Annotated in this window: 11 protein-coding genes; 10 read left to right on the top strand and 1 reads right to left on the bottom strand. The window is 70.7% G+C overall.

The annotated features are described in order from the left end of the window. Positions 1-122: 122 nt before the first annotated feature. The 7 genes from AB0J58_RS15875 to ligA all read left to right on the top strand — a co-directional run bounded on the left by AB0J58_RS15875 (position 123) and on the right by ligA (position 9,498). Positions 123-776: a bifunctional 4-hydroxy-2-oxoglutarate aldolase/2-dehydro-3-deoxy-phosphogluconate aldolase gene (locus AB0J58_RS15875; protein ID WP_364215697.1), complete on the top strand. Its 654-nt coding sequence runs from the start codon at positions 123-125 to the stop codon at positions 774-776. Further along, positions 769-1,716, top strand: a complete 948-nt coding sequence (locus tag AB0J58_RS15870) for a sugar kinase (RefSeq protein ID WP_364215694.1) — start codon at positions 769-771, stop codon at positions 1,714-1,716. The genes AB0J58_RS15875 and AB0J58_RS15870 overlap by 8 nt, the downstream gene beginning before the upstream one ends. A gap of 392 nt (positions 1,717-2,108) precedes the next feature. Continuing rightward, a complete protein-coding gene (locus AB0J58_RS15865; protein ID WP_364215692.1) occupies positions 2,109-4,595 on the top strand; it encodes a hypothetical protein in 2,487 nt (828 codons plus the stop codon). Continuing rightward, positions 4,595-6,484, top strand: coding sequence for a VCBS repeat-containing protein (locus tag AB0J58_RS15860; protein WP_364215689.1), 1,890 nt, complete (start codon positions 4,595-4,597; stop codon positions 6,482-6,484). The genes AB0J58_RS15865 and AB0J58_RS15860 overlap by 1 nt, the downstream gene beginning before the upstream one ends. Positions 6,485-6,584: 100 nt before the next feature. After that, a complete protein-coding gene (locus tag AB0J58_RS15855; RefSeq protein WP_364215686.1) occupies positions 6,585-6,989 on the top strand; it encodes a Rid family hydrolase in 405 nt (134 codons plus the stop codon). A gap of 116 nt (positions 6,990-7,105) precedes the next feature. After that, positions 7,106-7,411: a hypothetical protein gene (locus AB0J58_RS15850; protein ID WP_364215683.1), complete on the top strand. Its 306-nt coding sequence runs from the start codon at positions 7,106-7,108 to the stop codon at positions 7,409-7,411. Further along, positions 7,408-9,498: an NAD-dependent DNA ligase LigA gene (gene ligA, locus AB0J58_RS15845; RefSeq protein ID WP_364215680.1), complete on the top strand. Its 2,091-nt coding sequence runs from the start codon at positions 7,408-7,410 to the stop codon at positions 9,496-9,498. The genes AB0J58_RS15850 and ligA overlap by 4 nt, the downstream gene beginning before the upstream one ends. Here the strand turns inward: ligA and AB0J58_RS15840 are convergent. Further along, positions 9,491-10,411 (bottom strand): alpha/beta hydrolase, encoded by a 921-nt coding sequence (locus tag AB0J58_RS15840; RefSeq protein WP_364215677.1) that lies wholly within the window; start codon positions 10,409-10,411, stop codon positions 9,491-9,493. The two genes, ligA and AB0J58_RS15840, sit on opposite strands and share 8 nt — an antisense overlap. Positions 10,412-11,052: 641 nt before the next feature. Here AB0J58_RS15840 and AB0J58_RS15835 point away from each other — a divergent pair. The 3 genes from AB0J58_RS15835 (at position 11,053) to AB0J58_RS15825 (ending at position 13,408) form a co-directional block, all read left to right on the top strand. Further along, positions 11,053-11,883, top strand: a complete 831-nt coding sequence (locus AB0J58_RS15835) for a PhzF family phenazine biosynthesis protein (RefSeq protein WP_364215674.1) — start codon at positions 11,053-11,055, stop codon at positions 11,881-11,883. Between the two features lie 245 nt (positions 11,884-12,128). Beyond that, on the top strand, positions 12,129-12,509 hold the full coding sequence (locus AB0J58_RS15830) for a BlaI/MecI/CopY family transcriptional regulator (RefSeq protein WP_364215671.1): 381 nt from the start codon (positions 12,129-12,131) through the stop codon (positions 12,507-12,509). Then, a complete protein-coding gene (locus AB0J58_RS15825; protein WP_364215668.1) occupies positions 12,509-13,408 on the top strand; it encodes a M56 family metallopeptidase in 900 nt (299 codons plus the stop codon). Before AB0J58_RS15830 ends, AB0J58_RS15825 begins: the two co-directional genes overlap by 1 nt. Positions 13,409-13,599 lie beyond the last annotated feature (191 nt).

Here is a 13,599-nt window from a genome sequence, read left to right as displayed (position 1 = left end):
CCTACCTTTCGGCTCGTCGTTCCCGTGCTTCGCGGCACCGGCGTCGGTGGCTGCCCCTCGGAACGGGGTTCGATATTCTGATATTCCGATAATAATTTCATGATATCGAAAAGATGGGATTCATGAGCGCCGAACACACGAACCCGGGGCCGGCCGTTTCCGGTGTCGTAGCCATCATCCGCCTGCGTGAGGACGAACCCGACGACGCCATCGCGACCGCCCTGCTGGACGGCGGAGTGGAGGTCATGGAGGTGACCCTGCCCACCCCCGGGGCCCTCGCCGCCATCCGCCGCTGGAACACCCACCCCGACATTCTCGTCGGAGCCGGAACCGTGCGCACCGCCTGCGACGCCGACGCCGCGATCGCCGCGGGTGCCCGCTTCCTGGTCACCCCCACGACCATGCCGGACGTCCTGGCCGTCGCCCACGCCGCCGGCGTACCGGTGGCGTGCGGTGCGCTCACCCCGACCGAGATCGATCTGGCCCGGCGGCACGGCGCCGCCGCGGTCAAGGTCTTCCCCGTCTCCGCCCTCGGTGGCGTCGACTACCTGCGGGCCGTGCGCGAACCGCTCGACGACGTTCCGCTGCTGCCGACCGGCGGGGTGAGAGTGGAAGACCTCGTCCCCTATGCCCGGATGGGGTGTGTCGGCGTCGGCGTCGGCGGCGCGCTCGTCTCGGCGGACCTCGTTGCGGACCGCCGTTGGGAGACGATGACCGAACGCGCGGGCGCCTTCGCCGCGGCGTGGCACGAAGGGCTGGTACGGCGAGATGCCTGACGTCCTGACACTCGGCGAGGTCATGGCCTGCCTGCGGGCCGACGGCCAGGTCCGGCTCGGGGGAACCGCCCGCATCGGCGTCGCCGGTGCCGAGGCCAACGTCGCCATCGGCCTGACCCGGCTGGGGCACGACGTCGTGTTCGTCGGTGCCGTCGGGCCCGACCAACTCGGGGAGCTCGTACGGCGCACCCTGCGCGCCGAGGGGGTCGGCATTGACGCGATCCGCACCGACCCGGCGCAGACCGGCATCGTGGTCTTCGAACAGCGCGTCGCCGGGCTGACGCGGGTGGACTACCACCGGCACGGCTCGGCCGGCGCGAGGCTCTCCGTCTCCGACGTGGCGGAGGCGTTCGCGGCGATCCCGGCCCCACCGCGGATCCTGCACATCACCGGGGTGACCCCGGCCCTCGGAGAGGGCCCGGAGCGGGCCGTGCGCGCCGCGGTGCGCCTGGCCAGGGCCGCCGGCGCGAGAGTCTGCCTGGATGTCAACCACCGCAACCGGCTCTGGTCCGAGACCCTGGCCCGCCAGGTGCTGACCGAACTGGCAGCCGAGGCCGACATCGTCATCGCCTCCGACGACGAGCTCCCCCTCGCCGCGGCCGGTGACGACGAGGCGAGCAGGGTACGGACGCTGCTCGCCGGGGGAGTGGCCGAGGTCGTCGTCAAGCGCGGGCCGGCCGGCGCCACGGTGTTCACCGCCGACCAGACGCTCACCCTTCCGGCCAGGCCCGTCACCGCCGTCGATGTGATCGGCGCCGGGGACGCCTTCGTCGCCGGATACCTCTCCGGGCTGCTGGACGGCCTGCCACTGGACGGACGGTTGGCGCGGGCGATCACCACGGGAGCCTTCGCGGTCGGTGGTCACGGCGACTGGGAGGGAGCGCCGACCCGCGCAGAGCTGTCCATGCTCGACCTGCCGGACGGCACGGCGGTCCGGTGAGGGCAGGCCACACGACGTAAAGCACGCCATGGCGTCCGGTGGCCGCGGGCAGGCGGGTCCACGTCACAGGTGAGCTCGGACTCCGGCGACATGGCGTGCCTCGAGCCCGCCGGGGGGAGCGCCGCGGCGCGGCGCCGCCGATCCGCCTGCCGCCACCCGCTGCCACCGGATCCTGACGCCGCCCAGTATGGGTTTCATGCCGTCCGTCTGACAAATCCCATGCGGGCGAATCATTGCTTACCGTGACGCACCCCTTGCCTTTCCCGGATGCCGGTGTCACAGTTTCCAATTATCGATACTCCGAATATGTCTTCGGGATACCGAAAATTCTTCCCCCTGTCATCACGTCCGGCACCGACGCTGTGCGAGTGCCGTTCGAGGAGGCTGTCCAAGTGACTGAACCATCCAGGCGCCGAATGCTCCAGATGACCGGCGGAGCCGTCGTCGCCGGAGGCGCGTTGGCCGCCACGACCCCCCTGACCGGACCGCCGGCCGCGCACGCCGACACGTTCGTGCCGACCCCCTTGGCCGCGACCGACCCTGAGCCGAACGTCGAGCGCTCCAAGCACTGGTGGCCGGCGCAGCGCAACGTGTGGACGCCCGTCGGCTGGAAGGGCCACCTCTTCCGGTTCAACGTCGTCTACAACGGCGCGCTCATCTGCGACCCCAGTTGGGTCTTGGCGGCCAAGCCCAACACCCAGCCCTGGCACGGGAAGAACTTCCAGACGACCGTCGTCATGCCCATGCGCGGCGGCGGCTTCCGGCCCTTCCCGACCTTCCAGTACGAGGTCTGGGACGACGACCTCGGCCAGGGCAAGCAGGGCTGGGAGGAGGACAGCGACGCCCCGGTCCTGTGGACCGAACACCGCCGCCAGGAGGGCCTGGTCATCAAGCAATCGGTGTTCGCGCACGTCCCGGGGGAGCAGACCGTCCAGACGGCGACCGAGCCGATCTACTCCTGGACCCGTTTCGAGGTAACCCACGTCGACCCGGTCAGCGCGGTCAAGGACTTCGTGTTCCAGCTCTGGCTCAGTGGCTCGTACATGAAGCCCGCGGGGCCGTATCAGGACGAGGACGGTGTGCCGCTCACCGTCTTTCCCGGGACGGCGCCGATCCTCGCCGGCCTGACGATGGGGCGGGTGTGGAACCCGACCGGCAAGCCCATCACGGTGCCCATCACCGACAACGAGGGCAACGTCAAGGTCATGGTGACCACCGCCGACAAGGGCTCCATCGCCATGACCGAGAACAAGGTCAAGGGCGTGTACGACCTGCGGCTCGGCCTGCCCGCGACGGTCGGGGCCTACGTCGACGTGCTGATCCCGATGATTCCCGCGCCGCTCGCCGACGCCAAGGCCGAGGCCGCGCTCGGCCGCGACGCGGCGCTCGCCAAGTGCCAGGCGTTCTGGAAGGAGAACGCGGCGTCCATCGCCGTGGTCGACACTCCGGAGAACTACGTCAACCAGGTCGTGCGCCGCGGTCCGCAACTCGCTCAAGTGGTCGCGGAGAAGAGCCCCGACACCGGGTTGTTCACGTTCCTGTCCGGCTCGTACGCCTACGACGTGCTGTGGAGCACGCCGACCTCCATGGTCAGCCACATGTTCATGGATCGGCTCGGCTACCACGACGTCGTCGAGAACCACATCGAGATCTACGCGGCCACCCAGGGAACGCGGACGCCGCCCGGCTCGGTCTTCGCCGGGGGAACCTACCCGGGATACCTGTCGACCCCGAAGACGCTGCAGGCCATCGACTGGATCAGCGACCACGGCGCGATCCTGGAGATCCTGTCGGTTCACGCGCTGCTGACCAACCGGCCGGCGTTCATCGCCAAGTGGACCGATGTCATCGTCAAGGCCTGCGACTACATCGTCCAGGCCTGCGGGCTCACCAACCACGGCGGCGTCCAGGGCCTGATGCCCCCCGGTCACTCCACCGACGAGGGTGTCGAGACCCAGGGCTTCATCAGCCAGTGCTTCACCTACAAGGGGCTCACCTCCGCCGTCGAGTTCCTGCAGCGGATCAAGCACCCTCGAGCAGCCGAGTTCGCCACGTTCGCGAACACCTTCCGTACGACGTTCGTCCAGGCCGTTCGTGACCTCGCCGACCGGTCTGCGAAGTGGACCGACGCCAAGGGCAGGCAGTGGCCGGTCTTCCGGCCGCAGTTCGCGGGCGAGGGTGTCTGGGACGCCTTCACCATGCTCGACACCGGCGCCCTGATGTCGGTGTGGGCCGGGCTGATGCCGGCCTCCGACCCGATGATGAAGTCGTTCGTCGAGTTCTTCCGGGTCGGCCCCAACACCCTGGTGTTCGACGCGGTGCACCACAACGCGCTGGACCGTGCCGTCCTCGACCACGAGCAGTCCTCGGCCGAGCCCTGCTACAGCTGGAACATGTTCCACACCTGGCAGCTGGGGGAGCGGGCGCCCTTCATCGAGGGGTTGTACGGCCTGCTCACCGGCGGCCTCTCGCAGGACACCTACATCTCCAGCGAGCACCGCAACGCGATCTACGGCAACCTCTTCTCCCACCCCATCATCACCTGGTCGCTCCTTCACGCGGTCATCGACGACAGCCTTGTCCCGAACCAGTTGCAACTGCTGCGGCTCTGCCCGCTGGAGTGGCTGTCGGGCAAGAAGCAGACCCGCTTCGAGAAGGTCCCGACCAAGTTCGGGCCGGTCACGCTGCGCTTCAAGCTGGAGGGCGGCCGCGATCGCGACGACGACCGTAGCGGCCACGACACGCTCAAGGTGGAGTTCAGCGGTGACTGGCACCACAAGCCGGGGCGCGTGATCGTCGAGACACCGCCGCTACCGGGACTGAAGTGGATCGTCGTGAACGGAAACAGGTACCGCGCCGGAAGAAGGATTGAACTCTGATGACGACGTCGATTCGGGTGACCGCGGTCGCCGCGGTCCTCTCCCTCGCGGTCCTCACCGTTGCCCCGGCCGCGCACGCGGCGCCCGGCGGCGACCGCGAGCGGCCTACCCCCGTTCCCACCGAGTCCTATCACTCCGGCAAATCCGGTAAGCCCAGCAAGCCGGGCAGAGTCAAGACCAAGAAGTGGGATGTCAGCGGCCTCCGCGCCAAGGCGCTCACCACGGCCCCCGAGCCGACCGCCCGCGCGGGTGCGTCCCGCGCCGCCGCGACCCCGGCGCCGGCGGCGAACGACGTCACCGGCGACGGCCGGGCCGACCTGGTCGCCCAGTTGTCCGGCGCCGACGCCGGAGCGCTGCGCGTCTACACCGGCAACGGGGCCACCGCCTCCAACCCGTGGGAGACGACCTACACCGCGACTCCGCCGCGGTGGGAGTTCGCCGACACCCTGATCATCGCCGACGTCACCGGCGACAACCGCGTCGACGTCGTCGTGCGCGACCCTTCGGCGAACAACGGCACGCTGTACGTCTACCCCAACGACGGCTCCGGTTCGGCGAACCCGTGGCCCAGCCGTTTCGCCGCCGGCACCGGATGGAACATCGTCGACCGGATCCTCGTCGGCGACGTCACCGGTGACGGCAAACCCGACCTGCTGGCGCGCAACCCCGTCGAAAGCAGCGGAACCCTCTACGTCTACCCGAACAACGGCTCGGTCACCTCCAACCCATGGACCCGGTCTCCGATCTGGTCGGGCAACGGGTGGAACCTCGCCCAGATGATGATGCTCGACGACGTCACCGGCGACGGCAAACCCGAAATCGTCGCACGCGACACCACCGGAGCCCTCCTGGTCTACCCGCACAACGGGTCGACCACGTCGAACTTCTGGACCTCGATCGTGTACGGGAGCACCGGCGGCTGGAGCAGCGCCGACCGGCTGTCCATGGACGACGTCACCGGCGACGGACGTCCGGACGTGATCTCACGGGACCCCTCCGGAGCTCTGTGGATCCACCCCTGGCAGAGCGCCACGGCGGGCTCGATGTGGTCGCCGACCACCCGCTTCGCCGCGGGCACCGGCTTCGAGTACGCGCTCGACGTCGTGACCGGCGACGTGACCGGTGACGGCAGGCCCGACCTGGTCGCCCATGTCGCCCGCAGTGGCGACCTCTGGCTTCTGCCGAACACCAAGGCGGCCACCGGCAATCCCTGGCCCGACCGGGTCACTGCCGGCACCGGCTGGGGCTTCGCCTCGCAGATCCTCCTCGCCGACGTCAACGGCGACCACCTTCAGGACGTGCTCGCGGTCGACAAACGCCTGTCCAACGGCACCCTGTGGATCTACCTCAACAACGGGTCCACGACCGGCCTGCGCTGGACCACCCGCCACTTCGGCGGAACCGGCTGGAACATCTTCAACCACCTGATGGCCGGGGACGTCACCGGCGACGGCCGCGCCGACCTCGTCGGACGCGACAGTGCCGGCGACATGTACGCCTACCCCGGCAACGGATCCACCACCGCCTTCCCCTGGACGCCGCGCGCGTGGGTCGGCAGCAACTGGCAGACGGCCACCCGGCTCGCCCTGGGTGATGTGGACCGCGACGGCATCGCCGATCTCGTCGACCTGGAGAACGACGGATCCCTGTGGGTCTTCCCGACCGGCGCGTCGACCGATCCGATCGCGATTCCGGGCAACTGGACCGGAACGCAGTCGCTCGGCCTGGGCCACGTGACCGGGAGCTCCGGGCCGGACCTGGTGGTCGGCGACGCCTCCGGCGGACTGTCGATCTACGCCGACAACGGCGCCACCTCGGGCAACCCCTGGTCCAGCACCCCCAGATCGGGCGGGACAGGCTTTCAGGGCGCGATCTCCCTGGTGCTCTAGGGACCCGTGACACACCCCTTGCCGGGAAAACCGCCGGTCATCTGGCGACGACACCCGGTCGACCTTCGGAGCCGGCGCCGGCCATCGAGAGGAATCAGGCATGACAGATCATATGAAGGTGGGTATCCACACCGACCAGGCTCCGCCCCCCCGAGGCGCCTACTCCCAGGCGGTCGCCGTCGGAGATCTCGTCCACACCGCGGGCTTCGGGCCGGTCGACCCGGTGACCCGGGCGATCGTCGGCGACGACGTCGCCGAGCAGACCCGCCAGACGCTGCGCAACGTCGCGGCCGCGCTGCGGGCCGCGGGCGCGGACCTGCAGGACGTCGTCAAGGTGACCGCGCACCTGGCCGACATCGACAACGACTGGGACGGCTTCGACACGGCCTACCGCGAGTTCTTCGACGAACCGCGACCGGCCCGCACGACCGCGGGATCCAGCCTCGGCGGAATCCTTGTGGAGATCGACGTCGTCGCGGTCAAGGGCAGCCGCCGACGGTCCTGATTCTCACGACGCGCGCGCCGAGCCGGCCTCGGGGCCATCGGCGCGTGCGGTGAGTAAGGCCAGGTGGACACGCCCGACTCCGTCCAGCGTGTCCGGCCAGGTCCGCGGCCGCTCGAATGATCAAGCGTTTTCGCTGCCCTTCGAGTGTCGTCGCGACCGTCGTCCTGGTGCTCGTCGGCATGCTCGCCGGACGCAGCGGGGTGACCCCGCGCCACCCCACCAACTGGTGGCGACGACCACCTGCCCCGCCGCTCGCCATGCCCGGCTCGCATTCACTCCGCCGGTGCGCGACAGACAGCAGCGGCACGGCGGCCACACCGCCGGTGCGGCACCTTTTCGACGGCCGCACCCGGGAGGGATGCCCCGGGGCCGTGGTCCACAAGCCGAAACTGTCGGTGCCGGACGCGATGATGGGATCATGACCGACGCACTCCCCGGCACTCTTCTCGCCGATCAGACCGCCTACGCCGAAGCCGTTCAGCTCGCTCTGGACGCCGCCGCGGCCTACTACGGCGACGGCACGTCCGCGCTGGACGACGACGCCTACGATCGGCTGGTCCGGGGCATCCAGGCTTATGAGGACGAGCATCCGGACGAGGTGCTGCCGACCTCGCCGACGGGCAAGGTGGCCGGTGGCGCGGTGGTCGGCGACGTGCCGCACACGGTGCCGATGCTGAGCCTGGACAACGTCTTCGGCGCCGAGCAACTGGACGACTGGGCCGCGTCGCTGGAGCGCAGGCTGGGCCGGCCGGTCACGGCGTGGAGCGTGGAGCCGAAGCTCGACGGGCTGGCGATCGCCGCGCGTTACCGTGGCGGGCGGCTGGCGCAGCTGGTCACCCGGGGGGACGGCGTCGCGGGTGAGGACGTGAGCCACGCGATCGGCACCATCGTGGGGCTGCCCGCCAGGCTGGCCGAGCCGGTCACGGTGGAGTTGCGCGGTGAGGTGATGATGACCGCGTCGCAGTTCGAGCAGGCGTGCGTCAAGCGCCAGGCGCACGACGGCACCACGTTCGCCAACCCGCGCAGCGCCGCCGCCGGCACGCTGCGCGCCCAGGACCGGCCGTACGTGTGCGAGCTGACGTTCTTCGGCTACGGCGCGCTGCCACACCCCGGCGACGCCTCCGAGCCGGCCGTGCGGCTGCGCGAGCTGCCGCACAGCGAGGTCATGGCCTGGGTCGCCGGACAGGGCGTGCAGACTCCCGCCGTCACCGACGTCGGTGGAATCGTCGCCACCACGCTGGAACAGGTTCAGCGGCGGGTCGAACAGATCGCCGCCAAGCGGGCCGATCTGGCCTTCGGCATCGACGGCATCGTGATCAAGTGCGATCTCGCCGCCGACCAGGCACAGGCCGGCTTCAGCTCGCGCGCCCCCCGGTGGGCGATCGCCTACAAGCTGCCCGCCACCGAGAAGATCACCAAGCTGATCGGTGTCGAGTGGAACACCGGCCGTACCGGCATCATCGCCCCGCGCGCCGTGCTGGAGCCGGTCGAGCTCGACGGCAGCGTCGTCACCTACGCCACCTTGCACAACGTCGCCGACATCACCCGCCGCGGCCTGATGCTCGGCGACTCCGTGGTCGTCTACAAGGCCGGAGACGTGATCCCCCGGGTCGAGGCGCCGGTCGTGCACCTGCGCACCGGAGCCGAGCGGCCGATCGCGATCCCGCAGGTCTGCCCATCCTGCGGCGACGCGATCGACGCCTCCCAGGAGCGGTGGCGGTGCGTACGCGGGCGTGCCTGCCGCGCGATCGCCTCCATCGGCTACGCGGCCGGTCGCGACCAGCTCGACATCGAGGGCCTGGCCGAGAACCGCATCCAGCAGCTACTGGACGCCGGGCTGATCGCCGACTTCGCCGACCTGTTCTATCTGACCCGCGAGCAGGTGCTGGGCCTGGAGCGGATGGGCGCCACCAGCACCGACAACCTGCTGGCCGCCATCGAGCGGGCCAAGGCGCAGCCGCTCAGCAGGGTGTTCTGCGCGCTGGGCGTGCGCGGCACCGGCCGGTCCATGAGCCGCCGCATCGCCCGGCACTTCGGCAGCATGGACGCCGTCCGCGCGGCCGACGCCGAGGCGATCCAGGCAGTGGAGGGCATCGGCCCGGAGAAGTCACCGGTGGTGGTGGCCGAGCTGGTCGAGCTCGCCGATCTCATCGACAAGCTGGTCAAGGCCGGGGTCACCATGACCGAGCCGGGCTGGACGCCACCCGCCGATCCCGGCGCCGACGTCGACCCCGGTGCCGAGCCGGGCGGCACGTCCGGGCTGCCGCTGGCCGGGATGTCCGTCGTGGTCACCGGCGCGATGAGCGGGGCGCTGGAGGCGCTGACCCGCAACCAGATGAACGAGCTGATCGAACGGGCCGGAGGCAGATCCTCCTCCAGCGTCTCGAAGAAGACCAGCCTGCTGGTGGCCGGGGAGAAGGCCGGCTCCAAGCGGGCCAAGGCCGAGAGCCTGGGCGTGCGGATCGTCGGCCCGGAGGAGTTCGCCGGCCTCGTCGGCCCGTTCATCTGACGCGGAGTCCTGGGACGGTCACTGATCGGTCCCGTTGGCCGATCCAGTCCGCGACGCGGCGCAGCAGGGTGGTGGCGACGGGGGGCGGGGTGGCCGACAGCACGGTGGCGTGGAAGGCGTGGGGCATGCCGTCGTAGATGTCGAGACAGACGTTTCCTCCGGCGGCGGAGGCGGCTTCGGCGAAGCGCCGCGCGTCGTCGAGCATCACCTCTTTCGAGCCCACCGCGAGCAGCAGCGGCGGCAGCCCGTCGAGTTCGCCGTGCAGGGGGGACTGAGGCGCTCGGTCCGGCTGTGCTCCAGCCAGGTACTGGGTACGGACGTGGTCGAGTACGGCCCGGTTGACGAAGTCCTGGCCGTCGTTCGCGTCGATGGACGGGCTGGACAGGGTGAGGTCGGTCTGCGGGGAAACGGCCACCGCCCCCAGGGGGAGGGGATCGCCCGCCTGCTTGAGCACGAGCAGCGCCGACAGCAGCAACGTGCCCCCGGCGGACTCACCCGCCAGGATGATCCGTGAGGCGGGCACGTCCTGGTCCAGCAGACTTCGATAGGCGGTCACCAGGTCGTCGAGTGCGGCGGGATACGGGTGGGCGGGGGCGAGACGATAGTCCACCGCCAGGACAGGGCGGCCGGTCGCTCGGGACAAGCGATAAGCCATGACCTGTTCCATGTGGGGGTTTTTGTATTCGAATCCGCCCCCGTGGACGTAGACCGTGACCCCCGTCTCGGTCGCCACTAGGCCCGCCGGGTGGCGGGGCGCGCTGACCCAGGCGCCGGAAATGCCGCCGGTGTGCGGCAGGACGGGCGTGAGGTCGGCGTCGGCGGGCAGGACGGGGGGACGGGACCGCAGGGTCCCGAGCTCCGCCAGAGCCGCGGCGCTGTCGTCGGGCGTGGTGGGGATGTGTGTGACGTTCAAAACGCGATCCTTCCGCTGTGCGGACGACGGGGTGAAGCTCGTTGACGGGACAGACCCGGTGACGAGAGCGGTCACCGGATGGCGTGCGGCCGGTCGGCCCTGGGTGAAGGCACCGATGGCAGCGTGGTGGCGACCCGCTTCCCGCGGCCCGGCCGGCGCGTTCGGCGAGCGGCACGATGCCACTGGAACGGCCGGCACCGGCTGGTCCGGCTGGTCCGGCTGGTCCGGCTGGTCCGGGTGGTCATCGCGCCGGGATTCGGGACCGGTCGCCGTTCTTTGTGGTCCAGGTGTGCTTCCGGCTCCGCTGTGGGCCGGTCGGCCTCGGCGGGGAGAGCCCCGGGGCTGGGTCCGCCGCGGGCGTGGAGCCTCGAAGGGCACCCGGGGCAGTGGGCTGTCGGATTCGAGAGGAGCTCACGTGCGAAAGCGGTGCTCAGCACCATCGGATGCGGGAACGGCGCGCGGGCGCGATGCGGTCAGGCGCAGCCTGTGAAGTGAGAGGTCACGACATCGTCCCTTGGTCCGGCGCCTCCATGCCACCGCCGTCCTCCCGGCCGGCGACACGCGACGTGGATCATTACAAGCCCCCGCCGTGAACGTTGTCAAGGCGTGGACACGAGGCCCGGGGTGGCATACTCGGCGGCATGCCGCGCCCCTTCCGGCAGGTCGACGTCTTCACCACCACTCCATATCGGGGTAATCCGGTCGCCGTCGTGCTCGACGGGAGAGGGCTGACCACCGAGGAGATGCTGGGGTTCGCGCGCTGGACGAACCTGTCGGAGACCACCTTCGTGCTGCCGCCTAGCGTGCCCGGCGCGGACTACCGGGTGCGGATCTTCACACCGGGTTCGGAACTGCCCTTCGCCGGGCACCCGACGCTGGGCACCTGTCACGCCTGGCTGGCGGCGGGCGGGACGCCGAGCGGGGCCGACGTGATCGTCCAGGAGTGCGGGGCGGGGCTGGTGCCGGTGCGCCGGACCGGATACGGGCTGGCCTTCGCCGCGCCGCCGCTGCTCCGCTCGGGACCGGTCGAGGAGCCGGTGGTGGAGCGCGTCGCGCGGATGCTGGGCATCGGCCGTGCCGAGATCCTGGACGCCGAGTGGGCGGACAACGGACCCGGCTGGGTGGCCGTCCTGCTGGCGAGCGCGGACGAGGTGCTCGCGCTGCGGCCGGGGTTCGTGGATCTCGACGTGGGCGTGGTCGGCCCATACCCCGAGGGGTCGCCGGAGGCGTTCGAGGTGCGGGCGTTCTTCCCCAAGGACGGTGCCACGGTCGAGGACCCGGTGACCGGGAGCCTGAACGCCTCGCTCGCTCAGTGGCTGCTCCGTACCGGCCGCGCCGAGGCACCGTATGTGGCGAGCCAGGGGACGGTCCTCGGGCGCGCCGGGCGTGCCCACGTCTCCCGGGACGCCGACGGGACGATCTGGGTCGGCGGCGGCACGATCACCTGCGTCACGGGCGAGGTCGAGCTGTAGAGCGCGCCCGTCGCGACGTCGGCCCGGCGTACGGGTCGACACGATCCCGAGGTCCGGCATCGGGGCCGGCGATTCGTCCCGGCGCGGGATCGCGTCGTGGCACGCGGCGGGTTTCGGACTCGGGACGAGTGCCGGCTCGTCGGTCAGGCGCTTCCGCGCTTCCGTGAAGGCAGGGGTGTCCGGGACGATCGGCGTGCCGTCGAGGCCGCTCTTCGGCTGGTGAACGGGGCCGCTAGGCTCATCCGATGAGCCCTCGCCGATCCCCGGGTGTCCTGGAAGCGGAGATTCTCACCGTGCTGCACGAGGCGTCCGGTGCCCTGTCTCCGGGTGAGGTGCGCGGCCTGCTCGGTGACAAGGGGGGTGGCGAGCTCTCCTACAGTGCCGTGGTGACCACCCTGACCAGGTTGTACGACAAGGGCATCGTGACGCGCGAGCGGTCCGGGCGGGCCTACCGCTATGCCACGCCCGCCGACCCCTCGGGGCTGGTCGCCTGGCGGATGAGCCGGCTGCTCGATGCCGAGGCCGACCACGCACCCGTCCTGACGCATTTCATCTCCGGGCTCTCGACCGGTGACGAGGAGCTGGTCCGGCGACTGTTGCTGAGGGAAGACGGGAACGGAACCTGATGATCGACCATTTCGTCCTGTCGACGCTCGTCGCCCCCGCGGCACTGGTCGTCTCGATGGCCGCGCTGGTCGACCGGCAACAACCGGCGGCGGCGACGGTGGCCTTCATATCCTCCGCCGTCGTGGTCGCGGCCGCGAGTTCGGTGAGCGTGATGGCTGTCTCGATCCATGCCGTCCTGCTTCTCGTCCAGGGTGAACCGCTGGAATGGCCGTACTGGGTCGCTCTCGCCTTCCTGGTGACCGCTGTCGCCACCCTCGCCGGCGGCGCCCGGCGGGAGCGGCGATCGCTGTGCGCGGCCCGTGAACAGGCCGCGGCTCTTCCCGGTGATGACGTCGTCGTGGTGGTGGCCGAGGAACGGCCGGCCGCCTTCACCCTCCCCGGGCGGCCGGGCCGGATCGTGGTGACCCAGGGCATGTTGAACGCTCTCGACGAAGAGAACCACGCGGTGGTCATGGCGCACGAGCGCGCCCACCTGGCCGGGCATCATCACCGGTGGCTGTTGGCGAGCCGGTTGGCGGTCGCGGCGCACCCGTTCCTGTGGCAGGTCCGCCACCTGGTGGGATACCTGATCGAGCGCTGGGCCGACGAACAGGCGGCCGAGCAGATCGGTGACCGCAGGGCGACAGCCCGGGCGATCGCCATGACGGCCCTGCTGTCTCACGATGACGGGGCGCCGTCCGGGGCGGTGCCGTTCCTGGCCCGGCGAGGTCCCGGGCCCGTCCCGCGCCGGATCGCCGCCCTGCTCAAACCACTGCCCGGCCCGCGCGGTGCCTTCCTGCTCGTGGTTCCCGTCCTGGTGGCAGCGGGATCGGTGGTGTGGACCGGAGAGGCCATCGTCGACCTGACGCAGCCCGGCGGCCCCTGCACCGGTGGTCTCAGCGCCGAGCGTCCGCGGTGAGGTGACGCCGGACGTCGATACCCGCCGCCGACTTCACCAGGGCGGGTATGGCGATGACCCGCTCGTCCTCCAGCCGCCGGAGGCGACCGGCCCGTTGCACGCGAGCGGCCCGGTGAAGGTCGGGGCACCATCTCGATGACCGTCCCGGGAGACCCGCTCTCCTCGCCGCGAAGAACGTGCGTGGCCGGTGG

The organism is Streptosporangium sp. NPDC049644 (genome assembly GCF_040675205.1).
Taxonomy (GTDB): Bacteria; Actinomycetota; Actinomycetes; order Streptosporangiales; family Streptosporangiaceae; genus Streptosporangium; species Streptosporangium fukuiense.
The sequence above is the reverse complement of the archived record's forward strand: the minus strand, read 5'-3'. Positions and strand labels throughout refer to the sequence as shown.